Annotated in this window: 24 protein-coding genes; 8 read left to right on the top strand and 16 right to left on the bottom strand. The window is 63.8% G+C overall.

Annotated features, from left to right (window positions below):
• Window positions 1-167: 167 nt before the first annotated feature.
• The gene (locus tag NLN62_RS03850) at window positions 168-6455 is read left to right on the top strand and encodes a HAMP domain-containing protein (protein WP_254107439.1); all 6288 of its coding nucleotides are present in this window, start codon (window positions 168-170) and stop codon (window positions 6453-6455) included.
• Window positions 6456-6468: 13 nt separating this feature from the next.
• Window positions 6469-7956, top strand: a complete 1488-nt coding sequence (locus NLN62_RS03855; RefSeq protein WP_027524359.1) for an HWE histidine kinase domain-containing protein — start codon at window positions 6469-6471, stop codon at window positions 7954-7956.
• Here the strand turns inward: NLN62_RS03855 and NLN62_RS03860 are convergent.
• Window positions 7953-8174 (bottom strand): hypothetical protein, encoded by a 222-nt coding sequence (locus NLN62_RS03860; protein ID WP_254107440.1) that lies wholly within the window; start codon window positions 8172-8174, stop codon window positions 7953-7955. The genes NLN62_RS03855 and NLN62_RS03860 overlap by 4 nt on opposite strands.
• A gap of 160 nt (window positions 8175-8334) precedes the next feature.
• Here NLN62_RS03860 and NLN62_RS03865 point away from each other — a divergent pair, with 160 nt between their 5' ends.
• Both NLN62_RS03865 and NLN62_RS03870 read left to right on the top strand, forming a co-directional pair.
• Complete coding sequence (locus tag NLN62_RS03865) at window positions 8335-8592, top strand: hypothetical protein (RefSeq protein WP_027524357.1); 258 nt, start codon at window positions 8335-8337, stop codon at window positions 8590-8592.
• 96 nt (window positions 8593-8688) lie between these two features.
• The gene (locus NLN62_RS03870; protein WP_027524356.1) at window positions 8689-8916 is read left to right on the top strand and encodes a hypothetical protein; all 228 of its coding nucleotides are present in this window, start codon (window positions 8689-8691) and stop codon (window positions 8914-8916) included.
• Between the two features lie 73 nt (window positions 8917-8989).
• Here NLN62_RS03870 and NLN62_RS03875 read toward each other — a convergent pair whose 3' ends face one another.
• Genes NLN62_RS03875 through NLN62_RS03885 form a run of 3 tightly spaced genes read right to left on the bottom strand, consistent with a single transcriptional unit; the run spans window position 8990 to window position 9705 of the window.
• Complete coding sequence (locus NLN62_RS03875) at window positions 8990-9190, bottom strand: hypothetical protein (protein ID WP_027524355.1); 201 nt, start codon at window positions 9188-9190, stop codon at window positions 8990-8992.
• A 35-nt stretch (window positions 9191-9225) separates the two neighbouring features.
• Complete coding sequence (locus NLN62_RS03880; protein WP_254107441.1) at window positions 9226-9450, bottom strand: hypothetical protein; 225 nt, start codon at window positions 9448-9450, stop codon at window positions 9226-9228.
• Window positions 9451-9465: 15 nt separating this feature from the next.
• The gene (locus NLN62_RS03885; protein WP_027524353.1) at window positions 9466-9705 is read right to left on the bottom strand and encodes a hypothetical protein; all 240 of its coding nucleotides are present in this window, start codon (window positions 9703-9705) and stop codon (window positions 9466-9468) included.
• A gap of 115 nt (window positions 9706-9820) precedes the next feature.
• Between NLN62_RS03885 and NLN62_RS03890 the strand changes: the two genes are divergently transcribed.
• Window positions 9821-10015 (top strand): DUF3072 domain-containing protein, encoded by a 195-nt coding sequence (locus NLN62_RS03890; RefSeq protein ID WP_027524352.1) that lies wholly within the window; start codon window positions 9821-9823, stop codon window positions 10013-10015.
• Between the two features lie 9 nt (window positions 10016-10024).
• Here NLN62_RS03890 and NLN62_RS03895 read toward each other — a convergent pair whose 3' ends face one another.
• Entirely contained in the window at window positions 10025-10228 is a 204-nt protein-coding gene (locus NLN62_RS03895) for a hypothetical protein (protein WP_254107442.1), read from the bottom strand.
• Between the two features lie 288 nt (window positions 10229-10516).
• On the opposite strand from NLN62_RS03895, the gene NLN62_RS03900 reads away from it, so the two are divergent.
• On the top strand, window positions 10517-10771 hold the full coding sequence (locus tag NLN62_RS03900; RefSeq protein WP_254107443.1) for a DUF6496 domain-containing protein: 255 nt from the start codon (window positions 10517-10519) through the stop codon (window positions 10769-10771).
• A gap of 58 nt (window positions 10772-10829) precedes the next feature.
• On the opposite strand, the gene NLN62_RS03905 is transcribed toward NLN62_RS03900, so the two are convergent.
• Window positions 10830-11192 carry a hypothetical protein gene (locus tag NLN62_RS03905; protein ID WP_035663003.1) on the bottom strand — a complete coding sequence of 121 codons (363 nt, stop codon included), beginning with the start codon at window positions 11190-11192 and terminating at the stop codon, window positions 10830-10832.
• A gap of 337 nt (window positions 11193-11529) precedes the next feature.
• Here NLN62_RS03905 and NLN62_RS03910 point away from each other — a divergent pair, with 337 nt between their 5' ends.
• Window positions 11530-11808 (top strand): hypothetical protein, encoded by a 279-nt coding sequence (locus NLN62_RS03910; RefSeq protein WP_084801502.1) that lies wholly within the window; start codon window positions 11530-11532, stop codon window positions 11806-11808.
• A 69-nt stretch (window positions 11809-11877) separates the two neighbouring features.
• Here the strand turns inward: NLN62_RS03910 and NLN62_RS03915 are convergent, their stop codons facing one another.
• Complete coding sequence (locus NLN62_RS03915) at window positions 11878-13440, bottom strand: Do family serine endopeptidase (RefSeq protein WP_254107444.1); 1563 nt, start codon at window positions 13438-13440, stop codon at window positions 11878-11880.
• A 203-nt stretch (window positions 13441-13643) separates the two neighbouring features.
• Between NLN62_RS03915 and NLN62_RS03920 the strand changes: the two genes are divergently transcribed.
• Window positions 13644-14480, top strand: coding sequence for a universal stress protein (locus NLN62_RS03920; protein WP_027524349.1), 837 nt, complete (start codon window positions 13644-13646; stop codon window positions 14478-14480).
• Window positions 14481-14495: 15 nt separating this feature from the next.
• Here the strand turns inward: NLN62_RS03920 and NLN62_RS03925 are convergent, their stop codons facing one another.
• From NLN62_RS03925 to NLN62_RS03965, 9 genes are all read right to left on the bottom strand, one after another.
• Window positions 14496-14708: a hypothetical protein gene (locus tag NLN62_RS03925; RefSeq protein WP_254107445.1), complete on the bottom strand. Its 213-nt coding sequence runs from the start codon at window positions 14706-14708 to the stop codon at window positions 14496-14498.
• A gap of 490 nt (window positions 14709-15198) precedes the next feature.
• Window positions 15199-15936: a ribulose-phosphate 3-epimerase gene (rpe, locus tag NLN62_RS03930; protein WP_027524347.1), complete on the bottom strand. Its 738-nt coding sequence runs from the start codon at window positions 15934-15936 to the stop codon at window positions 15199-15201.
• Window positions 15933-16859, bottom strand: coding sequence for a CbbX protein (gene cbbX, locus NLN62_RS03935; protein WP_027524346.1), 927 nt, complete (start codon window positions 16857-16859; stop codon window positions 15933-15935). The genes rpe and cbbX overlap by 4 nt, the downstream gene beginning before the upstream one ends.
• A 100-nt stretch (window positions 16860-16959) precedes the next feature.
• On the bottom strand, window positions 16960-17367 hold the full coding sequence (locus NLN62_RS03940; protein WP_254107447.1) for a ribulose bisphosphate carboxylase small subunit: 408 nt from the start codon (window positions 17365-17367) through the stop codon (window positions 16960-16962).
• Between the two features lie 11 nt (window positions 17368-17378).
• Window positions 17379-18839, bottom strand: a complete 1461-nt coding sequence (locus NLN62_RS03945; RefSeq protein ID WP_027524344.1) for a form I ribulose bisphosphate carboxylase large subunit — start codon at window positions 18837-18839, stop codon at window positions 17379-17381.
• A gap of 36 nt (window positions 18840-18875) precedes the next feature.
• Window positions 18876-19961: a class II fructose-bisphosphate aldolase gene (fba, locus tag NLN62_RS03950; protein ID WP_254107449.1), complete on the bottom strand. Its 1086-nt coding sequence runs from the start codon at window positions 19959-19961 to the stop codon at window positions 18876-18878.
• Window positions 19962-19992: 31 nt separating this feature from the next.
• Window positions 19993-21000, bottom strand: coding sequence for a type I glyceraldehyde-3-phosphate dehydrogenase (gene gap, locus NLN62_RS03955; protein ID WP_254107451.1), 1008 nt, complete (start codon window positions 20998-21000; stop codon window positions 19993-19995).
• The gene (tkt, locus tag NLN62_RS03960) at window positions 20997-23027 is read right to left on the bottom strand and encodes a transketolase (RefSeq protein ID WP_254107453.1); all 2031 of its coding nucleotides are present in this window, start codon (window positions 23025-23027) and stop codon (window positions 20997-20999) included. The genes gap and tkt overlap by 4 nt, the downstream gene beginning before the upstream one ends.
• A gap of 31 nt (window positions 23028-23058) precedes the next feature.
• Window positions 23059-23934 (bottom strand): phosphoribulokinase, encoded by an 876-nt coding sequence (locus NLN62_RS03965; protein ID WP_027524340.1) that lies wholly within the window; start codon window positions 23932-23934, stop codon window positions 23059-23061.
• Window positions 23935-23945 lie beyond the last annotated feature (11 nt).

Raw genomic sequence — 23945 nt, forward strand, 5'->3', positions numbered from 1 at the left:
GATGGAACCCTGTTCCCGCCGCTGCGTTGTTTCGGCCGGGCTGAGCGAGGCAGGTTCCAATTTTTCATGCTCCAATGGTGCGGCTTGATTTGGAATTTCGCTGACGTTCTATTTCCAAGACTGCGTACTAGCTTTGGATTCGGATACGCACTTGCGGGGGGAATGACATGAGCGATCTCGATCCCGGACCGGTTTCGCAATCTGGTCGCCGCGTCCCCAAACGAAAAGTGAATGGCACTCCGGAAGCCGACTCCCGGCAGGAGTTGCTACTTGCATTGCAAGCCATGCGCAGCGGCGATTTCTCCGTGCGCATGAGCGGCGACTATCTCGGCATCGACGGCAAGATCGCCGACACCTTCAACGAGATCATCGCCGCCAACCAGCGCATGGCACAGCAGCTCGAGCTGGTCGGCCAGGTGGTGGGTCGCGAGGGCAAGACCCGCCAGCGCGTGAAGTTCGGGCTTGCGAGCGGCTCGTGGGCGGACATGGAAGGCTCGGTCAACACGTTGATCGACGATCTCCTGTGGCCGACGCGTGAGGTGACGCGCGCGGTCGCGGCGGTGGCGCAAGGCGACCTGCTGCAAACTGTCAAGCTCGACGTCGACGGCCGCCCCTTGCGCGGCGAATTCCTGCAATCGGCGACCATCGTCAACACCATGATCAAGCAGCTCGGCGTGTTCACCTCCGAGGTGACGCGCGTGGCTCGCGAGGTCGGCACCGAAGGCAAACTCGGCGGCCAGGCCCAGGTGCCGGAAGTGACCGGCGTCTGGAAGGATTTGACCGAGAGTGTCAACTCGATGGCGAACAACCTGACAAACCAGGTGCGCAACCTCGCAGAGGTGACGATCGCGGTGGCCAATGGCGACCTCTCCAAGAAGATCACGGTCGACGTCCGCGGCGAGATCTTGCAGCTCAAGGAAGCCATCAACACGATGGTGGACCAGCTTCGTTCCTTCGCCTCGGAAGTGACGCGCGTGGCGCGCGAGGTCGGCACCGACGGCAAGCTCGGCGGCCAGGCCATCGTGCCCGGCGTCGCCGGCACCTGGAAGGACCTGACCGACTCCGTCAACGCGATGTGCGGCAACCTGACCGCACAGGTGCGCAACATCGCCCACGTGACGACGGCGGTGGCGCGCGGCGACCTGTCCCGCAAGATCACCGTGGACGTGCGCGGCGAAATTCTGGAGCTGAAGGACACCATCAACACCATGGTGGACCAGCTCAACTCCTTTGCATCCGAAGTGACGCGCGTCGCGCGTGAGGTCGGCACCGAAGGCAAGCTCGGCGGCCAGGCCCAGGTGCCTGGTGTGGCCGGCACCTGGAAGGACCTCACCGACAACGTCAACTTCATGGCCTCGAACCTGACGGCGCAGGTCCGCAACATCGCCGACGTCGCGACCGCGATCGCGAGCGGCGACCTCTCCAAGAAGATCACGGTGAACGTGTCGGGCGAGATCCTTCAGCTCAAGGAAACGCTCAACACCATGGTCGACCAGCTCAACGCGTTCGCCGGCGAAGTGACGCGCGTGGCGCGCGAAGTCGGTACCGAAGGCCGGCTCGGCGGCCAGGCCAACGTGCTGGGCGTCGCCGGCACCTGGAAGGACCTGACGGAGAGCGTCAACTCGATGGCGTCGAACCTCACCGCCCAGGTCCGCAATATCGCCGAGGTGACGACGGCGGTCGCGAACGGCGACTTGTCGAAGAAGATCACCGTGGATGTGCGCGGCGAAATCCTGGAGCTGAAGGACACCATCAATACCATGGTGGACCAGCTCAACGCGTTCGCCGGCGAAGTGACGCGCGTGGCGCGCGAGGTCGGCACCGAAGGCAAGCTCGGCGGTCAGGCTCAGGTGCGTGGCGTCGCCGGCACCTGGAAGGACTTGACAGACTCGGTCAACTCGATGGCCTCGAACCTGACCGGCCAAGTCCGCAACATCGCCGAGGTCGCGACCGCTGTGGCCAAGGGCGACCTGTCGAAGAAGATCACCGTGAACGTGTCGGGCGAGATCCTTCAGCTCAAGGAAACGCTCAACACCATGGTCGACCAGCTCAACGCCTTCGCCGGTGAAGTCACGCGCGTCGCGCGTGAGGTCGGCACCGAAGGCAAGCTCGGCGGCCAGGCTAACGTGCTCGGCGTCGCCGGCACCTGGAAGGACCTCACCGAGAGCGTGAACTCGATGGCGGGCAACCTCACCGCCCAAGTGCGCAACATCGCCGAGGTGGCGACTGCCATCGCAGGCGGCGACCTCTCGCGCAAGATCACCGTCGACGTGCGCGGCGAGATCCTTCAGCTCAAGGACACGCTGAACACGATGGTCGACCAGCTCAACCGCTTCGCGGGCGAGGTGACGCGCGTGGCGCGCGAGGTTGGCACCGAAGGCCGTCTCGGCGGCCAGGCCAACGTGCCCGGCGTCGCCGGAACCTGGAAGGACCTCACCGATAGCGTGAACTCGATGGCGGGCAACCTCACCGCCCAAGTCCGCAACATCGCCGAAGTGACGACTGCCGTGGCGCGCGGCGACTTGTCCCGCAAAATCACCGTCGACGTGCGCGGCGAAATCCTCGAGCTGAAGAACACCATCAACACCATGGTGGACCAGCTCAATGCCTTCGCATCGGAAGTGACGCGTGTCGCGCGCGAGGTCGGCACCGAAGGCAAGCTCGGCGGCCAGGCGCAAGTGCCTGAAGTTGCCGGCACCTGGAAGGACCTCACCGACAACGTCAACTTCATGGCGTCCAACCTGACCGCGCAGGTCCGCAACATCGCCGAGGTGGCGACTGCGATCGCGGGCGGTGACCTTTCGAAGAAGATCACGGTCGACGTCCGCGGCGAGATCCTGCTGCTGAAGGACACGCTGAACACGATGGTCGAGCAGCTCCGCTCCTTCGCTGCCGAAGTGACGCGCGTGGCGCGCGAAGTCGGGACCGAGGGGCGGCTCGGCGGTCAGGCCGTGGTGCCCGGCGTCGGCGGCACCTGGAAGGACCTCACCGACAATGTCAACTTGCTCGCCGCAAACCTCACCACGCAGGTGCGCAACATCGCCGAGGTCACGACTGCCGTGGCGCGCGGCGACCTGTCCCGCAAGATCACCGTCGACGTGAAGGGCGAGATCCTCGAGCTGAAGAACACCATCAACACCATGGTGGACCAGCTCAACGCCTTCGCCGGCGAGGTCACGCGCGTGGCGCGTGAGGTCGGCACCGAAGGCAAGCTCGGCGGCCAGGCCCAGGTGCCCGGCGTCGCCGGCACCTGGAAGGACCTCACCGACACCGTGAACTTCATGGCGGCGAACCTCACCGAGCAGGTGCGCGGCATCGTCAAGGTCGTGACCGCGGTCGCCAACGGCGACCTCAAGCAGAACCTCACCGTGAAGTCGAAGGGCGAAGTCGCCGCTCTCGGCGACACCATCAACAACATGACCGAGACGCTCGCGACCTTCGCCGACCAGGTGACGTCGGTGGCGCGCGAGGTCGGGGTCGAGGGACGCCTTGGCGGCCAGGCCAACGTGCCGGGCGCCGCCGGCACCTGGAAGGACCTCACCGGCAACGTCAACCTGCTGGCAGCGAACCTCACCTCGCAGGTGCGCGCCATCGCGGAGGTCGCAACTGCCGTGACCAAGGGCGACCTGACCCGGTCGATTCAGGTCGATGCCCGCGGCGAGGTCGCGGAGCTGAAAGACAACATCAACACCATGATCACCAATCTGCGTCTCACCACGGACGTGAACACCGAGCAGGATTGGCTGAAGACGAACCTCGCCAAATTCACCAACATGCTCCAGGGCCAGCGCGACCTCACCACCGTCGGCCGTCTCCTGCTCTCCGAGCTGTCGCCGCTGGTGAACGCCCATACCGGCGTGATCTACCAGATCGAGAACGAGGACAGCCCGCAGCTCCGCCTGCTTGCCTCCTATGCCGGCGACGGTGCCTATCCCTATCCGCAGGTGCTGCAATTCGGTGACGGTCTCGCCGGGCAATGTGCCCTCGACAAGCGCCCGCGCGTGGTTGCGGACATCCCGACCGACGTGGTGCCGATCAACTCGGCGCTGTTGCGCGCGGTGCCGAAGAACCTGGTGGTACTGCCGGTGCTGTTCGAGAGCCAGGTCAAGGCGGTCATCGAGCTCGCCTCGCTCGCCTCATTCACGACCTCGCAAATGACGTTCCTGGAGCAGCTCACGGACTCCATCGGCATCGTGCTCAACTCGATCGAGGCGACGATGCAGACCGAAGGCCTGCTCAAGCAGTCGCAGCAGCTCGCCGGCGAGCTCCAGGCCCAGCAGCGCGAGTTGCGGCAGACCAACGATCAGCTCGAGCAGAAGGCGCAGCAGCTCGCCGAACGCAACGTGGAAGTCGAGCGCAAGAACCAGGAGATCGAACAGGCCCGCCGCGCGCTGGAGGAAAAAGCGACCGAGCTCGCGCTGACCTCGAAGTACAAGTCCGAATTCCTCGCCAATATGAGCCACGAACTGCGCACGCCGCTGAACTCGATCCTGATCCTCGGCCAGCAGCTCACCGACAATCCGGATGGCAACCTCTCGGCCAAGCAAGTCGAGTTCGCCCGCACGATCCACGGTGCCGGCACTGATCTGTTGAACCTGATCAGCGACATTCTCGATCTTTCCAAGATCGAGTCCGGCACGGTGACCGTCGACGCGGAGGAGATCTTGACCGCGAACCTGCTGGAGACCGTCGGACGTCCGTTCCGGCACGAGGCGGAGAACCGTAACCTGTCCTTCAACGTCGAAGTCGATCCGAACCTCGCCCGCAGCATCGTCACCGACTCCAAGCGGCTGCAACAGGTGCTGAAGAACCTGTTGTCGAATGCCTTCAAGTTCACGGCCGACGGCGGCGTACGACTGAAGGTCGCCTGCGCGCTAGGCGGCTGGACGCCGGATCATCCCGTGCTCAACGCTGCGCCGGCAGTGATCGCGTTCGAGGTCACCGATACGGGCATCGGCATTCCCCTGGAGAAGCAGAAGCTGATCTTCGAGGCCTTCCAGCAGGCCGACGCCGGCACCAGCCGCAAATATGGCGGCACCGGCCTTGGGCTCGCCATCAGCCGCGAGCTCGCAAGCCTGCTCGGCGGCGAGATCCACCTGCGCAGCGCGACCGGCAAGGGTTCCACCTTCACGCTGTACCTGCCGCTCAAATATTCAGGACCGACACTCGCGCCACGGACCGCGCCCGCGGCCAACCAGCCGCCCGCGCTCCAGGTGCAGGCAACTGCGCCCGAGCGCGTCATCGAGCAACTGCCCGACGACCGGCTCAATCTCGAACCGGGGGATACCATTCTGCTGATCGTCGAGGACGATCCGCATTACGCTCGCGTGCTGGTCGATCTCGCCCGCGACAAGGGTTTCAAGGTGCTGGTCGCGGCACGCGGCGCTGAAGCCCTGGAGCTCGCCAAGCAATATCAACCGACGGCGGTGTCGCTCGACGTCTTTCTGCCGGACATGCTGGGCTGGACGGTGCTAAGCCAGCTCAAACACAATCCGCTGACCCGCCACATCCCCGTTCAGATCATCACGCTGGACGAGGATCGCCAGCACGCGCTCGCCCGCGGCGCTTTCTCCTTCATCAACAAGCCGACCACGACCGAGGGCGTCTCCGCCGCGCTGACCCAGATCAAGGAATATGCAAGGCCGCGGCGCAAGCGGCTCCTCATCGTCGAGGACAACGAGGCGGAGCAGCTCTCGATCCGCGAGCTGCTGCATCATGACGACATCGAGATCGTGGCGACCGAAACCGGTGCCGGCGCGCTCTCGACGCTGCGCGACGCTCCTTACGACTGCGTGGTGCTGGACCTGCGTCTGCCGGACATGAGCGGCTTCGAGGTGCTGGACCAGATCCGCAGCGACGAGGCACTGTCGAACATTCCGGTCGTGGTCTTCACCGGTCGAGAACTATCGGCCGAAGAGGATGCCGAGCTCCACACCATGGCGCGCAGCATCGTGGTCAAGGGCGTGGAGTCGCCCGAACGCCTGCTCGACGAGACCGCCCTGTTCCTGCACCGGGTGATCACCGAGCTGCCGACCGAAAAGCAGCGCATGCTGGAGAAGCTGAACAGTTCCGACGAGGACCTGATCGGCAAGACCGCGCTGCTCGTCGACGACGATGCCCGCAACATCTTCGCGCTGTCGAGCGTGCTGGAACGGCGCGGCATGAAGGTGCTGACCGCCACCACCGGCCGCGAGGCAGTGGCGCTCGTGCAGTCCAATCCGGATATCGCGATCGTGCTGATGGACATCATGATGCCGCAGATGGATGGCTATCAGACCATCGGCGTGATCCGGGAGAACCCGGCCTTTTTGCGCCTGCCGATCATCGCGCTGACTGCGAAAGCGATGAAGGGCGACCGGGAGAAATGTCTGGAAGCGGGCGCTTCCGACTATCTCGCCAAACCCGTCAACACCGATCAATTGCTGCTTGCGATCCGCATGTGGCTGCATCGCTGAGTGGGATCCGAGTATGGACCACGAAAAGGTCAACATTCTCCTTGTCGACGACCAGCCGGCCAAGCTGCTCGCCTATGAGGTGATCCTGAAGGACCTCGGCGAGAACCTCGTGATCGCCTCGTCCGGTCGCGAGGCACTGGAGATTTTGCTGAAGAGCGAAATCGCGGTGATCCTGGTCGACGTCTGCATGCCCGAGCTCGACGGCTTCGAGCTCGCGGCGATGATCCGCGAGCATCCGCGTTTCCAGAAGATCGCGATGATCTTTATCTCGGCAATCCAGGTGTCCGACATCGATCGCCTGCGCGGCTACGAGATGGGCGCGGTCGACTACGTTCCGGTGCCGGTGGTGCCGGAGGTGCTGCGCGCCAAGATCAAGGTATTCGCCGAGCTCTATCGCAAGACACGCGAGCTCGAGCGGCTGAACCAGGAGCTGGAGGATCGCGTTCGCGCACGCACCGCCGAGCTCGAAAGCTCCACCGCCAAGCTGCTCGAGAGCGAGCAGCGGCGCAGCATGGCGATCGCCGCCGGCAAGATGGGATCCTGGGACTGGGACTGGATCAACGGCGACTGGATGTGGGACGAAGGCCAGTATCGCATCTTCGGCGTCAGCCCGGAGACCTTCGACGTCACCTCGGCCAACGTGCAGGCGCTGCTGCACCCCGACGATGTCGATCAATTCCGCAAGGCGATCGCCGAATTCAACACGGGCGCGCGCGCCTATGAAGCCGAATTCCGCATTCAGCGGCCGGATGGTGAGGTGCGCTGGTGTGTCGGAACGGCGGCGGCAACGCTGGACGGAAACGGTCGCGTGGTGCGGGTGAGCGGCGTCACGGTCGACATCACCGAGCGCAAGCGCGCCGAGGAGCGGCAGAACCTGCTCGCCCGCGAAGTCGATCACCGCGCCAAGAACGCCCTGGCACTCGCGCAATCAATCGTCCGGCTGACCCGCGCCGACGACGTCAAGACCTACGTCAATGCCGTCGAAGGACGCATCAATGCGCTGGCACGCGTGCACACCATTCTGTCGCTGTCGAGCTGGCAAGGCGCCGAGATCAGCAAGCTGATCGAGGAGGAGCTCGCGCCCTATTCGCTCGGCGGCCAGATCCGTCTATCGGGTCCCGAAGTGCAGCTCGTGCCTGCTACCGCGCAAACGCTGGCGCTGGCGCTGCACGAGCTGTTCACCAATTCGGCCAAATACGGTGCGCTGTCGACGCGGTCGGGGAGGCTTGCGATCGGCTGGGAGGTGAATGGCGAGATGCTCGCGCTGACCTGGGAGGAATCCGGAGGGCCGCTGGTCAGGCAGCCGAAGGCGCGCGGCTTCGGCACCAAGAGCTTGCTCGCGAGCGTAGAGTCCCAGCTCGGCGGACAGGCGCAATTCGATTGGCGCGCCGAGGGTCTGCTGTGCCGCCTCGAAGTGCCCCTGACGCGAAAGGCGACACTGCCGGCGGCCGAAAATTTCGACGCTGCGATCGCCGGCGAATTGCAGCGCGCCTCAGGCTAGCGGCGGGCGCGCACCCTTACCGCCTGCATCTGCAACGGCGCATCCGCGATGCGCCCCTCGAGCCAGGCTTCGCTCCGTTCCAGATCGCGCAAGGCCATCGCATAGCTTCGCGCTGCGCGCTGCTCCGCGCCACGCGGCAGCGTGCGCGCCTTGCGCAACATTTCCGCCGCCGCGTTGCGATAGGCAAGCGAGCGGTACAGAAAGATCACCTTTCCCATGATCGAGCTTTCCATGTCGTTGCTTCAGTCTCGATCCTCTCAGACCTCGCATGAACGCCAGCTGAAGATCGCGCACTATGAATATTTGTTCAGGAAGATGCGGTGTTCGAGGAACTCGCGATGATCCGGTGCGTTTTCAGGATGATTGTCGAGGACGGCAATGCGAGCGCGAAAATCGCCACGTTTGGTTTCGACGGCAGGCGCCATCACGTTGATGACGCAGGCGATGATGGGTGCGGCCCTCGGGCTTATCTTTGGCCTCGCGCTGGTGCTCATCAATCCTGCCGTTGCGGCGCTGCTCAAGGCTGGCGGAAGCCCGACCATTTTCGTGTTCGTCATCACGCTCGTGACGAGCTTTGCGATCGGCGCAACGCTGACGGGCGCCGTGTTCGTTTTGATGGATGACAAGGAAACTTGAAGCACGCGCAACGGCGCATGTCGCGCTCGCGCTGGAACTCTCGCACCCAATCGCTGTTGGCTCCCTGCGTCAATTTAACTCAAGGGAGTTCCGCGCATGAAGAAGACCCATCTCGGCTTAGCCGTAATCGTGGCAGCCGGCCTCGCCGCCGCGCCGTTTGCCGCCGAGGCGATGTCCAACAAGACCAAGCATCATAAGTCCATGACGTCGTCGCAGACCACGACCGGTGCGAACATGAAGTCCAGCGGCGGTGCCGCCAATCCCTCGAGCCAGGGCAATGTCGGCCCGGGCACCAATCAAGCCGGCAGCATGCCCAGCAAGTGAGCCCATTTACGCCTTTGAGAAGCCCCGCGCGCCGCGGGGCTTTCTTCTTGATCGGCGGATGCGAGCGACGCCGCTAGCGCCACATCGTCGGCGCGCGGTTGAGCGCATCGCGGCCAGCTCGCCTGAGGTCGTCGGCCGAGCAGCACCCCATCCGGATCATCTCGAGAACTGTCGCGGCGACGCGCTCGCGCGCGGCCGTCTCGGATGTGGGGATGTCCGTGCAGACCTCATCAAGAACCGCGCGCAACAGAGCTGTCGTCTCGGTATCCGACATCGGAAGGCTCCGGCACGTCGCGTGACGTGTCTGACTTAGCCGCGTCGGATGTCAGGAATGTTAAGGCCGGATCGGTCCTGCGCTGCGCTTTGCGGCTCGCGCTTCACGAGCGTTTCGAGCATCGCGCGCTTGCGCGCGATCAAAAGCTGGGCTGCGGCATCGTCGAGGCCGGCACGCTGCAACTGGCGGATGGCCGACCCAAGTTCGAGGATCTCGGCGCGCAGTTTCAGAATCCGGTACGCGTCCGGGTCCTCATCCACGGCGAGCCCCCGGCTTCACCGGCGCACGGCCATGTGGGCCGCTTTGTGACCGTTCTTCTTGGGATCGTTCTTGACGTTCGCGCGGAGACTCATCCGCTCGCCAATATTGGGCAGGAGATCGCCGCCGCCGGCCGCCTTCCAGTCAGCGATCAGCCGCTTCATGTCCTGGCGCAGTCCGAGCAATCGAAGCGCGCTTTCGTTGCAATCGCGATCACGGTTGACGAGGTCGCGCACCGACGCCTCAAGGTCCACCATCTCGGACCTTAATGTACTGATTTTACGACGAATTTCATTAATTCTGTTGTCCATGGCTTGTTAGAACAAAATAAGAACATATAGTCAAGTCACGATTCAGGGATGGAGAGTGGAAATGCGAGTGGAAGGTAAATACGACGCCAAGGATTTCCTCGCCGCGCAGATGACGCGGGCCCAGGTCCTGCGGCTGCGGCGGCTGAGCGAGGAGGCCTATCAGCCAAGCCAGTATGCGAGGGATCTCAGCTTCGACGAGGCAGCAAAGCGCATCCAGGCGCTGGAGGCCGAGATCGAGCTTGCCAACTCGTTCTGAGGTGCCGGATCACTTCCGCGCAAAGGCTTCCTTGAGGAAACAGAGCCCGTCATAGGTGAGCCGCGCCTCGCCGGTCTCGCCTCTGGCAATCTCTGATTCGAGGAAGGTCTCGAGCTCAGGGAGGGTGCGTTCGAATTTGTCGCGCGCGCCCATCATCTCGCAGGTCTCGCGGATGCGTTCGATCGGCTTGTCGAGGATATTGATCGTGACCATGGCGAACAATTCGCGCTGCTGCCAGTCCGTTCCGCGCGGGGTGATTTTGTTCTCAGTCGCGCGTCAGCCACCGGCAGTCACGCGTGTCGTTGTCGCTATTGAGGAATCCTGTCACCGCGTCCGGCTAAAGCGCGATGAGATTGGGCTGAATCGTCATCGCGCTTTAGGTTATTGTTTGAGCATGATCTTTTCGGAAAACCGCTTCACACTTTTCCGGATCATGCTCTAGGCAAGTGACAAGGAACCATGCGCAGGCGAAAGCGGTTCTCTCGCGATGGGAGGATGCTCATGGCACGCAAGGCAAAGAAACGGCGCTATTCGAGGAGCTCCGGCAAGGATGTCGAAAGCGAGATGCGCCGCTACAAGAAAGGCACGGCCAAGAGCGGTCGTGGCGGACGCGGTGGTCGCGTGAAGAGCCGCAAGCAGGCGATCGCAATCGGCCTGTCAAAGGCGCGCAAGAAGGGCAAGAAGGTCCCGAAGAAGAAGAAGACGTCGAAGCGCAAGGGCTCGAAGAAGAAGTCGAGCAAGAAGCGCTCCCGGTGAGACGAAATTCGGTGGCGCGCGAAGCTCCCGTGCGCCGCCCAAGGTCGATACGTGTCCTTTAGATCATGGTGCCGGGCATGAAGCAGCGGATCGAAATCCCGAACGCAGTCTTCACGGGCCATACCATGGTTCGCCCGGCCCGATTGGGCTCGGTGATGACGGCCTCATCGGGCACCTCGACCCACTGACCGTCGATGCGCACGCGATAGTGCCCCCCATACGATTCCCAATCGGGGTCAGCGACCGCCACGCCATCGGCATCTGAGCAACATGGACCGAGGTGGCTGCGCAGGCTGTCGAACCATGGCTTGAGCGGGGAATCCGTATAACGTCCGTCGTCGCGACCCAGCGCACTTTGGGTGCAGAGCACAAGCGGCACCAGCAGTAACGCGCCCCTGCTGAAGGCCTTCAATCGATCCATCGTTGGCACCGATTCCTGACGAGGTCCGGTTCCACAAAGCGGCCCCCCCTCTTGGAGTTCCGCTGATGCAACCATCCTCGCCCGTCGAGCCGCAAAAGGCGACTCACGACCTGCTTGAGTGAATGTGAATTTTTGGGCCGAACCCTGTCCGCAACAGATCCGTTAACGCGAATGTTATCGGGCGGTGCCGGCTTATCCCCTCAAATGGACGGCTCTCCGCAGGTTCGCGCGACCGTCGCGGAACGCGGGCCAATCTCCGGATGAAACTCGTGACGTTCCCGAAACGGTTGTCCGCGGCAGGTGTTGACCTGCCGTGTGAAGACAACGGAGACAGCACATGAACTGGAAACGATTGGCCGCAGCCGCAGTCCTCACCACCGCAATGGCGGCGCCTGCATTGGCGCAGGAGCCTCACGCGCGATCGATGAGCGCAAGGCACCATGGGCAGGTTTACTATCATGAGGGCTCAGGCTTTTGGCCGGGCGACGTAGCCGCCGGCGTGGTCGGCGGCGCGATCGGAACGGCAGGCGCGATTGCGACCGCACCGTTCCGCGGCGGGTATTGCGAACCCGGCATGACCTATATAGGCCCAGACGGCTTGCGACACCGCTGTTAGTAAGCACAGCCGATACGAAAGAGGCGGCCGCGAGGCCGCCTCTTTTATTGTTGCGTGATCTCTCTTTGCTTAGGCGAGCGGCACCGCGACGAACTTCGTCGCCTCCGCGCTCTTCACCTGCAGCAGCACGCTGCGCTTGCCAGCGGATTTCGCCTGCTTCAACTCAGTCCGGACGTCATCGATGCTGGCGACGGCTTTGCCGCCGACATTGAGGATGACATCTCCGGTCTGGATGCCGCGGCTTGCCGCCGGGCCTTCCGGATCAACGGAGGTGACGACGACACCCTTCTGGCCCGCGCCCTGCACGTCGCCGGCCGGTGCGAGGCTGAGGCCGAGACGCGGCGTTCCGGCGGCCGACTGACCTTCGTCCGCCTTGTCATTCGCCTTCCCATTCGCCTTGGCCTGACGCTCGTTCGGGAGCTCGCCGAGGTTCACGCTCACGGTCTTGCTCTCGCCCTTGTGCCAGACGTCGAGCTTCACCGAGCTGCCCGGCGCCATCGTGCCGATGGTACGGGCGAGATCGCGGGAGTCCTTGATCGCGGTGCCATTGACGGCGGTGATGACGTCACCGGCCTCGATTCCGGCCTTGGACGCCGGGCTGTTGTCCTGCGGGGTATCGACGATCGCGCCGCGGGCTTCCTTCAGCCCGAGGCTGTCGGCGATATCAGCCGTCACCGGCTGCACCTGGACGCCGAGCCAGCCACGCGTGACCGAGCCGTTGTCCTTGAGCTGGGCGACGACGAGCTTTGCGGTGTTGGCCGGGATGTCGAATCCGATGCCGACCGAGCCGCCGGACGGCGAGAAGATCGCGGTATTCACGCCGATCACGTTGCCGTTCATGTCGAAGGCGGGACCGCCGGAATTACCCTTGTTGATGGGCGCGTCGATCTGGATGTAGTCGTCATAGGGGCCGGCGCCGATGTCGCGGCCGTTGGCCGAGACGATACCCGCCGTCACCGTGCCGCCGAGGCCGAACGGATTACCGACGGCAACCACCCAGTCGCCGATCCGCGGGCGCTGCTCGGAGAATTTTACGAACGGAAAATCCTTCTTGCCGTCGACCTTGATCAACGCGAGGTCGGTCTTCGGATCGGTGCCGACGACCTTGGCCGTGTAGATCGTACCGTCGTCCGCCGTCACCTGCACGGACTGGGCGTGGTCGACGACGTGATTGTTGGTCACCGCATAGCCGTCGGCCGAGATGAAGAAGCCCGAGCCTTCGCCGGTGATCACGCGGTGGCGCTGCGGCATGCCGTTGGGCATTTGCTGCATGCCCTTCGGCAGGCGGAAGCCGAACTCCTTCGGGAACTGATCGAAAGGTGAATCCTCATCCGAATCCATCCGGTTTTGCTGCAGCATCGCATTCTTGTCGGTCTGGTCGATCTTGACGCGCACCGAGATCACGGCGGGCTTCACCTTGGCCACCAGATCGGCAAAACCGGGTGGGGTCGGCGTCGTCTCGGCGGCGAGCGCTGGCGAGGTGAAGGACGCGCCGGCAAACGGCGAGTATCCGTTCGAAGCACCGGCAAGCACGGCAACGCCGAGCGCGGCCACGGTACCGAGCAGCGCGAGGCGCCGGGGTTTCAGGATCGCACGCGGCCTGGCGGAATCGGGATTGATGTGATCGTTCATGTCGAAATGTCCATGTTGGTAGCAGTCGCCTTGCGCCCAACATTGACGACACAACATTACGACGTCCCGTCCACGCGATTAATTCTTGGCAAAGAAAGCTGCGACGAGCAGCCGCGGGTGACGGCGCTTGATGCAGGTCAACGCACATCGAGGGATCGGTGAAAAATTACGGCGTGGAAATGATCTCCGCCGGAGGCGCCGTCATGATCAAGGACATTCTCGTCCACATCCCGACCGAACGACCCATGCGCCCGGTCATCGATGGCTCGGTGTCGCTCGCCGCCGGCTTCAACGCTCATCTCGATGCGGTCTCGGTCGGCTATGTCGCAACCAGCACGGCCTATGTGATGGAAGGCGGCGCGGCCGTGGCCGCGGTGTTCGAGATGGAGCGCGAACGAGCGACGGAGCGCGCCGAGACGGCGCTCGCTGTATTCGAGACGGAAGCCGGGCATGCCGGCATTTCCCATAGCTGCCACCCGGTCGGTGCGATCCCGGCGGACGCGATCGACATGGTCGGCGCGATGGCACGGCTCCACGATCTCAGCGTCGTGCTGCAGCCCGATGCAGATCATGGATCCTTCGACAGCGACCTGCCGCAGGAGATTCTGTTCCAGGCGGGCGGACCGGTGCTGTTCCTGCCACATATCTTCCGCGGCACCTTCAAGACACGGCGAATCGGCATCGCCTGGGATGGCAGCCGCGTTGCGGCGCGCGCAGTGCGCGACGCGATGCCGTTCCTGTCGCGGGCCGCGGAGATCGTCATCATGACGGTGAACGAGGCGACGTCAGCGCCGGGCGCGGCTCCGGCGGATCAGCTTGCAAGACATCTGGCGCGGCTCGGGCTGGAAGCCCGCATCGTCAGCCTGTCGGCGAGCCGCGCCGACATTCAGCCGACGATCCTGTCGCTCGCGGCCGACGAGAGCCTCGATCTGCTGGTGATGGGCGGCTATGGCCATTCGCGCTTGCAAGAGCGCGTGCTAGGCGGCGTCACCCGCGCGATGCTGCAAACTATGACGATCCCGACGCTGATGTCGCATTAGCGCGAACTTTGCGCTTCACGCGGCGGCAGTGTGCTGCCACTCTGCCGGGGTTGCTGCGTCGTCAGCGCCTTGCGTATTGCAGGCGTCGAAGTGAGCCTTCAGCTCCGCTTCGGCGAGATGTTCGAAATGCTCGGCCTGGCCGAGAAGATCCCAGCTCTGCAGGGGTCGATATGCCGCCTGCTGACGGCACAAGGACGCCAGAGCACGGTACCGACGCACGTTCTCCATGAGAATCTCCCACCTTGGCTACGCCCGGCTTATTTCGCCGGTTTGCGTCACACTGATTGCACTCGTGCGAAACATTTGCTGCGTGGACCACTCTTTCCTTGAAAGAGTTAACGCGGACATCGGCCCGTTGGCATTGCCCTGGGTCAAACTTTGGGGAAAGTTTCGCCGAGACTGTATTTTGATCATGCCACAAAGTTGCGGCATCTGTGGGGCAAGTCACAGCCAAATGCAGCAATTTTGGCTATGAGTTCCTCCGTATGGCCGCAAACAAGGTAACGGCGGTACACGGGTGCTGCGACAGGCACGCAGCTCGCGACTTCTCGAGCCGCACGGAACCGGAACCGGCGGCTTTTTCATTTGGAGCGGTGATGGCCGTGACGGCGCTGTTGCAGCGCGGCGATCGCGTCTATCGCATCCAAATACCTTTCCATCACGTGGATGCCCGACCAAGTAGCCCTGCATCGCCCCGAAGGCGTCGCGTGACCCGCGGTTATCGAACCAATTCGCTCTCGCCAGCCCGCGCCAGCGAAGCCGAACCCAATTGCAGCTTCGGAACCCGGCCAGCTTGCGCAGCAACGCGGATCGCGGCGATGTTGTTCGCGTAGTCGGCGCTGCCGTTGCCGCGGAACACCGCCGATCCCGCCACCAGCGTATCCGCGCCGGCAGCCGCAACGGCGGCCGCGTTGTCGCGCGTGACGCCGCCATCGACCTCGAGCCGGATCGGCCGGTCGCCGATCATCGCGCGGATGCGCTGGATCTTCGTAATCTGCGATCCGAGGAACGATTGCCCGCCGAAGCCCGGATTGACCGTCATCACAAGGATGAGGTCGACGCGATCGAGCACATATTCGATAGCTGATTCCGGCGTTGCCGGGCACAGGCTCACGCCGGCCTTCTTGCCGAGCGCCCGGATTGCCTGCAAGGAGCGATCGAGATGCGGCCCCGCTTCGGCATGGACCGTGATGATGTCGGCACCGGCTTTCGCGAAAGCTTCGAGATAGGGATCCGCCGGCGCGATCATCAGATGGACGTCGAACGTCTTGCTCGTAAACGGCCTGATCGCCTTGATCACGTCGGCACCGAAACTGATATTGGGTACAAAATGCCCGTCCATCACGTCGCAATGGATCCAGTCGGCGCCGGCCGCATCCATCGCAGCGATCTCTTCCCCGAGCCTCGCGAAATTCGCCGCCAGGATCGACGGCGCAATGATGATTTCCCTTGTCATGGCTTTGCGCTCCGCGCGTCAGATCCGCCGCTGAACACGCGGCTGGCCAGCACGTCCGAGGAATCGATGGTCTCGAGGTCCGCGACCCCCAGCATGCGGTCGAGATCGGCAACCAGCCGGTCGGCCTGGCGCAACCGGATGCGGTCGACGGCGTTGCGGATCGAGCGCGCATTTGAGAAGAACGGCTGCGTTCGGCGCAACGCGATATACTTTTCGAAAGCCTCGCGCGCGGCAGTCGAGAAGCGATATCCCCGCTCCTGCAACATCAAGTCCGCAATAAAGAGCAATTCCTGTTCGGAATAGTCGGGAAATTCGATGTGGTGGGCGATGCGCGAGCGGAAGCCTGGATTGGAGGCAAAGAAATTCGTCATCCGCTCGCCATACCCGGCGAGGATGACCACGAGGTCCTCACGTTGGTTCTCCATCACCTGGAGCAGGATCTCGATCGCCTCCTGGCCGTAGTCGCGCTCATTGTCGGGCCGGTGCAGGTAGTAGGCCTCGTCGATGAACAGCACGCCGCCCATCGCCTTCTTCAATATCTCCTTGGTCTTCGGCGCAGTATGGCCGATATATTGCCCGACGAGATCGTCGCGCGTTACCGAGATCACCTGCCCGCGCCGCACGAAGCCGAGACCGTGAAGGATCTTTGCCATGCGCAGCGCGACTGTGGTCTTGCCGGTGCCGGGATTGCCGGTGAAGGACATGTGCAAGGTCGGCGGCGCGGCGACGAGGCCCGCACGCTGCCGTATCCGCTCGATGAGGAGGAGCGAGGCGATCTGACGCACGCGGTTCTTGACCGGCTTCAACCCGATCAGCTCCTGATCGAGCTCGCGCAGCGTCTCGGTGATTCCTGCGGCTTCAGCCTCCTTGCGGAGATCGAATGCGGCTTCACTGGTCTCTGTCTTTTGCGGCACATCAAGCATAGGCATCTCGAAGAAAGGGGCTTCGCCGCGAACAGGCGGCGAAGCAGTTGTCCGCCAAGGGAGCGGAGCAGGGAGAGCTCCGCGCGGAAACGAATGCTGTCTAGGCCGAAGCGTGCTCAACCGGCTTGCGGACGGTGGTGTACCGGATCGCGCGTCCTGCAACCTCCTGCCGCACCAGCTCGAATTCAGCCTCCTGCTTCGGCCGGTTCACGAGGAACGAGATCCGCACCGATTCCCAGCCATGGCTGGAATCGAAGCCACTTATGCGGATGTAACGATCGCCATACACCCTGCGGCATTCGGCGAGCTCCATCATCACACCGGCGGCGTCGGCAAGATCGAACATCGGCAGGCCCCACATCTCCCAATAGGTGTTGCGGGGATGCGGATCGTCGGTGAACTCGATATTCACGGCCCAGCCGTTGGCGAGGCAGTACTGCACCTGCTTGTAGATCTGATCGTCGGTGAGATCAGGCAGGAAGGAAAAACACCCTTGCGTCAACTTCATCTCATGTCTCCTCAAACGGATTCCAGCGCGGTCGGCACGAAGTCCGGCGTGTCGGTGGATTGGTAGTTGAAGGTGACGTCCTTCCAGACGTCGAGCGCGGCCTTCAGCGGCGTGCAAGTCTGTGCCGCCTTGGCCAGGATCTCCGGCCCTTCATGGACGTAGTCGCGACCCTCGTTGCGGGCGAGGATCATCGCTTCCAGCGCCACGCGGTTGGCTGTCGCGCCCGCCGCAATCCCCATGGGATGACCAATCGTGCCGCCGCCGAATTGCAGCACGACGTCCTCACCCAGCAAATCGAGGAGCTGGTGCATCTGGCCGGCATGAATGCCGCCGGAAGCGACCGGCATCATCTTGTTCAGGCTCGCCCAGGGTTGGTCAAAGAACAGGCCGTGCTCGAGCCTCAATGGGTTGAAGTCCTCGCGGCAGACGTCGTAATAGCCGCGCGTGGTGTTGGGGTCGCCCTCGAGCTTGCCGACCACCGTGCCGGCATGGATGTGGTCGACACCGGCAAGCCTCATCCACTTGGCGATGACGCGGAACGACACACCGTGACTCTTCTGCCGCGTATAGGTCGAGTGACCGGCGCGGTGCAGATGCAGGATCATGTCGTTGCGGCGCGCCCATTTCGCCATGGATTGGATCGCGGTGTAGCCGATCACGAGGTCGATCATGACGATGACCGAGCCGAGCTCCTTGGCGAACTCCGCGCGCTCATACATGTCCTCCATCGTCGCGGCGGTGACGTTGAGGTACGTGCCCTTCACCTCGCCCGAGGCGGCCTGCGCGCGGTTGACAGCCTCCATGCAGTAGAGGAAGCGGTCACGCCAATGCATGAAGGGCTGCGAGTTGATGTTCTCGTCGTCCTTGGTGAAGTCGAGCCCACCTTTCAACGCCTCATAGACGACGCGGCCATAATTGCGGCCCGAGAGACCGAGCTTCGGCTTCACCGTTGCCCCTAACAGCGGCCGGCCGAACTTGTCGAGGCGTTCGCGCTCGACCACGATGCCGGTTGCGGGCCCCTGGAACGTCTTCACATAGGCGACCGGGAAGCGCATGTCCTCGAGCCGCAAGGCCTTCAGCGGCTTGAAGCCGAAGACGTTGCCGATGATCGAGGCCGAGAGGTTCGCGATCGAGCCCGGCTCGAACAGGTCGAGGTCGTAGGCAATATAGGCGAAATACGAGCCCGGCGTGCCCGGCACCGGATCGACGCGATAGCACTTGGCGCGATATTTCTCCGCCGCGGTCAGACGATCGGTCCACACCACCGTCCAGGTCGCGGTCGAGGATTCGCCGGCCACCGCCGCCGAAGCCTCGATCGGGTCGACGCCCTCCTGCGGCGTCACGCGGAACAGCGCGATGACGTCAGTGTCCTTCGGCACATAGTCGGGCTCCCAATAACCCATGCGCTTGTATTCCATGACGCCCGAGCGATAGCGCTCTTTGCCGCGAACCGTGCCTGCATGTGCGTTCATGTCTCTCTCCTGTTCTTCTCTCTGCTCTTTGATTGATCAGGCCGCGACGGATTCGCGGGTGTCGATGCGCGGGTCCAGTTCGCCGGCACGGTACCGCCGCGCCATCTCGCTCATGGGAATGACCTTGATCTTGCTGGCGTGGCCTGAGGTGCCGAACTGCTCGAAGCGCTCTCGGCAGAGGTCGCGCATCGCGTCCATGGCAGGCTTCAGGAATTTGCGCGGGTCGAACTCAGAGCGCGCTTGCGCGGCCACTTTCCGGAACACCGCGGTCATCGCCAGGCGGCAGTCGGTGTCGATGTTGACCTTGCGCACGCCGCTCTTGATGCCGCGAACGATCTCCTCCACCGGTACACCCCAGGTCTGCGGCATCTCGCCGCCGAACTGGTTGAACATGTCCTGAAGCGGCTGCGGCACCGAAGAAGATCCGTGCATGACAAGATGCGTATTCGGCAGCCGGCGGTGGATCTCCTCGACCACCCGCATCGCCAGGATGTCGCCATCCGGCTTGCGGCTGAACTTGTAGGCGCCGTGTGAGGTGCCCATCGCGATCGCCAGCGCATCGACCTTGGTGGCGCGGACGAAATCGACGGCCTGGTCGGGATCGGTCAGCAACTGGTCGTGGCCGACCTTGCCCTCGACGCCGTGACTGTCCTCCTGCTCGCCGCCGCCATGCTCGAGCGAGCCCAGCACGCCGAGCTCGCCTTCGACGGAGGCGCCGACCCAGTGCGCGAGGTCGACGACGCGGCGAGTGATGGCGACGTTGTAGTCGTAGTCGGCGGCTGTCTTGGCGTCGGCCTTGAGCGAGCCGTCCATCATGACGGAGGTAAAGCCATGGGCGATTGCACTGGCGCAGGTCGCCTCGTCATTACCGTGGTCCTGGTGCATGCAGAGCGGGATGTCCGGATAGGTCCGCTCCAGTGCGTCGATCATGTGCGAGAGCATGAGGTCGCCGGCATAGCTGCGCGCGCCGCGCGAGGCCTGGATGATGACGGGCGCATCGACCTCGGCCGCCGCCTGCATGATCGCGAGGCCCTGCTCCATGTTGTTGATGTTGAACGCCGGAACGGCATAGCCGTGGTGAGCTGCGTGATCCAGCAGTTGCCGAAGGGTAATGCGTGCCAAGGGACGTCTCCGTTCGTTTCTATCTTTCAGTTCAGATCAGCCGGCCCATCGCCGCCGCAGTGTCGGCCATGCGATTGGAAAAGCCCCATTCGTTGTCGTACCAGCTCATCACCCGCACCAGATTTCCGTCCATGACCCTGGTCTGATCGAGATGGACGATGCTGGAACGTGGGTCGTGGTTGAAGTCGGTCGAGACGTTGGGCGCGTCGGTGACGCCGAGGATGCCCTTGAGCCAGCCGTTCGCCGCGGCCTGCACCGCATCGTTGATTTCCTTCGCAGTCGTCGCGCGCCTGGCGACGAACTTGAAGTCGACTGCTGAGACATTCGGCGTCGGCACGCGGATCGCCACGCCGTCGAGCTTGCCCTTGAGCTCCGGAAGGACCAGGCCTACCGCCTTGGCCGCGCCGGTCGAGGTTGGGATCATCGACAGCGCCGCGGCACGAGCGCGGTAGAGGTCCTTGTGGAATGTGTCGAGCGTCGGTTGATCCCCCGTGTAGGAGTGGATCGTGGTCATAAATCCCTTCTCGATTCCGACGGTCTTGTCCAGCACCTGGGCGAGCGGCGCCAGGCAGTTGGTCGAGCACGAGGCGTTGGAGACCACGACGTGATCGCCTGTCAGCTTGAGATGGTTGACGCCGAACACGACGGTGAGGTCGACCTCGCTCGCAGGCGCCGAGACCAGCACGCGCTTGGCGCCGGCCTGAAGATGCGCAGCCGCCTTGTCGCGCGAGGTGAAGAGGCCGGTGCATTCGAGCGCGATGTCGACACCGAGCGCGCGATGCGGAAGCTGCGAGGGATCCTTGACCGCGGTCACCTTGATCGGGCCACGACCTATGTCGATGGCATCGCCGTCGACCCTGACTTCGCCCGGGAAGCGGCCATGGACGGAGTCATACCGGAGCAGATGCGCATTGGTTTCGACCGGCCCGAGGTCGTTGATGGATACCACCTCGATGTCATTGCGACGCGACTCGGCGATCGCGCGCAGGACGTTGCGGCCGATCCGACCAAATCCGTTGATGGCGACACGCAAGCTCATGCTGCTTTCCCTTCGTTCCGACGTGCGACCGAGCACCTTGCCGCTTCCGCAACCCTCTGCGGTGTGATGCCGAATTCGCGGTACAGCACTGGCGCCGGTGCAGAGGCGCCGAAGCCACGCATGCCGACGAATTCACCGTCCGCGCCGATCCAGCGCGGCCAGTCGCCGAGGACGGCGGCTTCGACGCCAACACGCGGCGCGGTGCCCAGCACGGCGGCGCGGTACCCCTCCTGCTGCTCCTCGAATAGCGCGAAGCAGGGCGCGGAGACGACGGCAGCGCGGATGTGCTCGGTCGCGAGCAGGCGTGCGGCCTCGATCGCGATCGAAACCTCCGAGCCAGTTGCGATCAGCGTCACGTCGCGGCCGCCGTCAGGCGCGACGACGAGATAGCCGCCGCGCGCAACACGGTTCGTGCCGCGTGCATCGCTGCGGAAGGTCGGCAGCGCCTGACGCGACAGGCACAGCACGGAGGGACGCGTGGTCGCTTCCAGCGCGCAGTCCCAGGCCTCCAGCGTCTCCACGGCGTCGGCGGGACGAAACACCAGCAGATTTGGAATCACGCGGAGCGCAGCGAGATGCTCGACCGGCTGGTGCGTCGGACCGTCCTCGCCAAGACCGATGGAGTCGTGGGTCATGACATGGATGACACGCAGCCGCATCAGGGCCGCAAGCCGGATCGCCGGCCGGCTGTAGTCGGAGAAGGCCAGGAACGTGCCGCCATAGGGGATGAAGCCGCCGTGCAGCGCGATGCCGTTCATCGCCGCCGCCATGCCGTGCTCGCGGATGCCGTAATGGATGTAGTCGCCGGCAAATCGGCCGCGCGTGACAGGAACCTGCGTCTTCGCATGCGTCAGGTTGGAATGGGTCAAATCGGCCGAGCCGCCGACGAGGCCCGGGATTGACGACGCGATGCCGTCGAGCACCTGTTGCGAGGCCTGCCGCGTCGCAAGCTTCGGACGCTCGGTGGCAAAGCGCTCGCGCAATTTCGACGACGCCTGGGCATAGGCGCTCGGCAGGGCCAAAACCTTGCCCTCGACGAACAGCTCGCGCTGCGCTGGGCTCGCGCACTCATAGCGATCGAGCCAGGCGAGACGGTCGACCTGCCCGCGTTGTCCGATCATGCGCCACGCCTTCATGATCGGAATCGGCACCACGAAGGGCTGATAATCCCAACCGAGATTCCGCCGCGCAGCCGCCGTCTGCTCGGTGCCGAGCGGCGCACCATGTGCCTTCTCGGTGCCCTGACGGTCGGGCGCGCCGTAGCCGATGATGGTGCGGCAGGCGATCAGCGACGGCCTTGCGGTTTCGCGCTCTTCCGCGATCGCTTGTGCGACCGCTTCCGGATCATGTCCGTCGACGCGGCGCACCGACCAGCCGGAGGCGGCGAAGCGCGCGAGCTGGTCGTCCGAGGTCGCAAGCGAGGTCGGCCCGTCGATGGAAATGCCATTGTCGTCGAACAGCACGATCAGGCGGCCGAGCTGGAGATGACCGGCAAGGGAGATCGCCTCCTGGCTGATGCCTTCCATCAGGCAGCCGTCGCCGGCGATCACGTAGGTGAAGTGATCGACCAGGCCATCGCCATGCTGCGCATTCGCCATGCGCTCGGCGAGCGCCATGCCAACCGCGGTCGCGATCCCCTGCCCGAGCGGACCCGTGGTGGTCTCGACGCCCGGCGTGTGGCCATATTCCGGATGACCCGGCGTCTTCGAGCCCCATTGCCGGAAGGCCTTGATGTCGTCGAGGCTGACTGCGCCGCCAGTGAGATAGAGCAGCGCGTAGAGCAGCATCGAGCCGTGGCCGGCCGACAGCACGAAGCGATCGCGGTCCGGCCAATTGGGATGCGCCGCGTCGAATTTGAGGAAGCGCGAGAACAGCACGGTCGCGACATCGGCCATGCCCATGGGCAGGCCGGGATGGCCGGACTGCGATTGTTCGATGGCGTCGACCGCGAGGAAACGGACGGCGTTGGCGAGATCGGCATGGCTGACCGCATTGAGGTCGGCTTCGGCATGAACCGAGATGTTCATCGGATCCTCCCGTTGTTGTCGTTGTTGTGCGTCACTTCATGCTTCGCTTGCGCTCGATGAGCTGCATGATCAAAGGCGTCAGGATGAGCTGCATCGCGAGATCGAGCTTGGCGCCAGGACAGACGATCGAATTTGCACGCGACATGAAGCTGTGCGGCAGCATCGAGAGCAGATAGGGGAAGTCGATGCCGCGCGGATTCTTGAAACGGATCACGACCATCGATTCGTCCGGCGTCGGGATCCAGCGCGCGATGAAGGGATTGGACGTGTCGACCGTCGGCACGCGCTGGAAATTGATGTCGGTCTCGGTGAATTGCGGGCAGATGTAGTGGATGTAGTCGGGCATCCGCCGCAGGATGGTGTCGGTGACGGCCTCGGTCGAATAGCCCCGCGCGCTGCGGTCACGGTGCAGCTTCTGGATCCACTCAAGATTGATGACCGGCACGACGCCAATCTTCAGGTCGGCATAGCGCGCGACGTTGACCTTGTCGGTGACCACGGCACCGTGCAAGCCCTCATAGAACAGAAGGTCCGAATTCTCCGGCAGCCGCTCCCATTCGGTGAAGGTGCCGGGAGGCGCGCCATGCAGCGCGGACTCTTCGGTGTCGTGGATGTAGTGGCGCGTCACCGCGGTGCCGGTCTCGCCATAGTCGCGGAACGCCCGCTCCAGCTCCTCGAACAGATTGGTCTCGGGGCTGAAATGGCTGAAATGCTTGTTGCCGCGCTCGGCTTCCTTCGCCATCTGCGTACGCATCTCGGCGCGGTCGTAGCGGTGGAACGCATCGCCCTCGATGTAGACGGCATTGACGCGCTCGCGGAAGAAGATCTGCTCAAAGGTCTTCTTGACCGAGGTGGTGCCGGCGCCGGAGGAACCGGTGATCGAGATGATCGGATGCTTCCTGGACATGCGTCACCTCC

Origin of the sequence: Bradyrhizobium sp. CCGUVB23 (genome assembly GCF_024199885.1) — a bacterium.
Taxonomy (GTDB): Bacteria; Pseudomonadota; Alphaproteobacteria; order Rhizobiales; family Xanthobacteraceae; genus Bradyrhizobium.

What these genes read in the sequence shown, in the direction of transcription:
- NLN62_RS03860 (WP_254107440.1), bottom strand. Translation starts at nt 8,174, where the DNA reads ATGGGAAAGGTGATCTTTCTGTACCGCTCGCTTGCCTATCGCAACGCG.
- NLN62_RS03870 (WP_027524356.1), top strand. Translation starts at nt 8,689, where the DNA reads ATGAAGAAGACCCATCTCGGCTTAGCCGTAATCGTGGCAGCCGGCCTC.
- rpe (WP_027524347.1), bottom strand. Translation starts at nt 15,936, where the DNA reads ATGACAAGGGAAATCATCATTGCGCCGTCGATCCTGGCGGCGAATTTC.
- NLN62_RS03910 (WP_084801502.1), top strand. Translation starts at nt 11,530, where the DNA reads ATGAACTGGAAACGATTGGCCGCAGCCGCAGTCCTCACCACCGCAATG.
- NLN62_RS03850 (WP_254107439.1), top strand. Translation starts at nt 168, where the DNA reads ATGAGCGATCTCGATCCCGGACCGGTTTCGCAATCTGGTCGCCGCGTC.
- NLN62_RS03915 (WP_254107444.1), bottom strand. Translation starts at nt 13,440, where the DNA reads ATGAACGATCACATCAATCCCGATTCCGCCAGGCCGCGTGCGATCCTG.
- NLN62_RS03940 (WP_254107447.1), bottom strand. Translation starts at nt 17,367, where the DNA reads ATGAAGTTGACGCAAGGGTGTTTTTCCTTCCTGCCTGATCTCACCGAC.
- NLN62_RS03865 (WP_027524357.1), top strand. Translation starts at nt 8,335, where the DNA reads ATGCGAGCGCGAAAATCGCCACGTTTGGTTTCGACGGCAGGCGCCATC.
- NLN62_RS03875 (WP_027524355.1), bottom strand. Translation starts at nt 9,190, where the DNA reads ATGTCGGATACCGAGACGACAGCTCTGTTGCGCGCGGTTCTTGATGAG.
- NLN62_RS03945 (WP_027524344.1), bottom strand. Translation starts at nt 18,839, where the DNA reads ATGAACGCACATGCAGGCACGGTTCGCGGCAAAGAGCGCTATCGCTCG.
- NLN62_RS03905 (WP_035663003.1), bottom strand. Translation starts at nt 11,192, where the DNA reads ATGGATCGATTGAAGGCCTTCAGCAGGGGCGCGTTACTGCTGGTGCCG.
- NLN62_RS03920 (WP_027524349.1), top strand. Translation starts at nt 13,644, where the DNA reads ATGATCAAGGACATTCTCGTCCACATCCCGACCGAACGACCCATGCGC.
- NLN62_RS03895 (WP_254107442.1), bottom strand. Translation starts at nt 10,228, where the DNA reads ATGGTCACGATCAATATCCTCGACAAGCCGATCGAACGCATCCGCGAG.
- NLN62_RS03900 (WP_254107443.1), top strand. Translation starts at nt 10,517, where the DNA reads ATGGCACGCAAGGCAAAGAAACGGCGCTATTCGAGGAGCTCCGGCAAG.
- NLN62_RS03890 (WP_027524352.1), top strand. Translation starts at nt 9,821, where the DNA reads ATGCGAGTGGAAGGTAAATACGACGCCAAGGATTTCCTCGCCGCGCAG.
- gap (WP_254107451.1), bottom strand. Translation starts at nt 21,000, where the DNA reads ATGAGCTTGCGTGTCGCCATCAACGGATTTGGTCGGATCGGCCGCAAC.
- cbbX (WP_027524346.1), bottom strand. Translation starts at nt 16,859, where the DNA reads ATGCTTGATGTGCCGCAAAAGACAGAGACCAGTGAAGCCGCATTCGAT.
- NLN62_RS03885 (WP_027524353.1), bottom strand. Translation starts at nt 9,705, where the DNA reads ATGGTGGACCTTGAGGCGTCGGTGCGCGACCTCGTCAACCGTGATCGC.
- NLN62_RS03855 (WP_027524359.1), top strand. Translation starts at nt 6,469, where the DNA reads ATGGACCACGAAAAGGTCAACATTCTCCTTGTCGACGACCAGCCGGCC.
- NLN62_RS03925 (WP_254107445.1), bottom strand. Translation starts at nt 14,708, where the DNA reads ATGGAGAACGTGCGTCGGTACCGTGCTCTGGCGTCCTTGTGCCGTCAG.
- NLN62_RS03965 (WP_027524340.1), bottom strand. Translation starts at nt 23,934, where the DNA reads ATGTCCAGGAAGCATCCGATCATCTCGATCACCGGTTCCTCCGGCGCC.
- tkt (WP_254107453.1), bottom strand. Translation starts at nt 23,027, where the DNA reads ATGAACATCTCGGTTCATGCCGAAGCCGACCTCAATGCGGTCAGCCAT.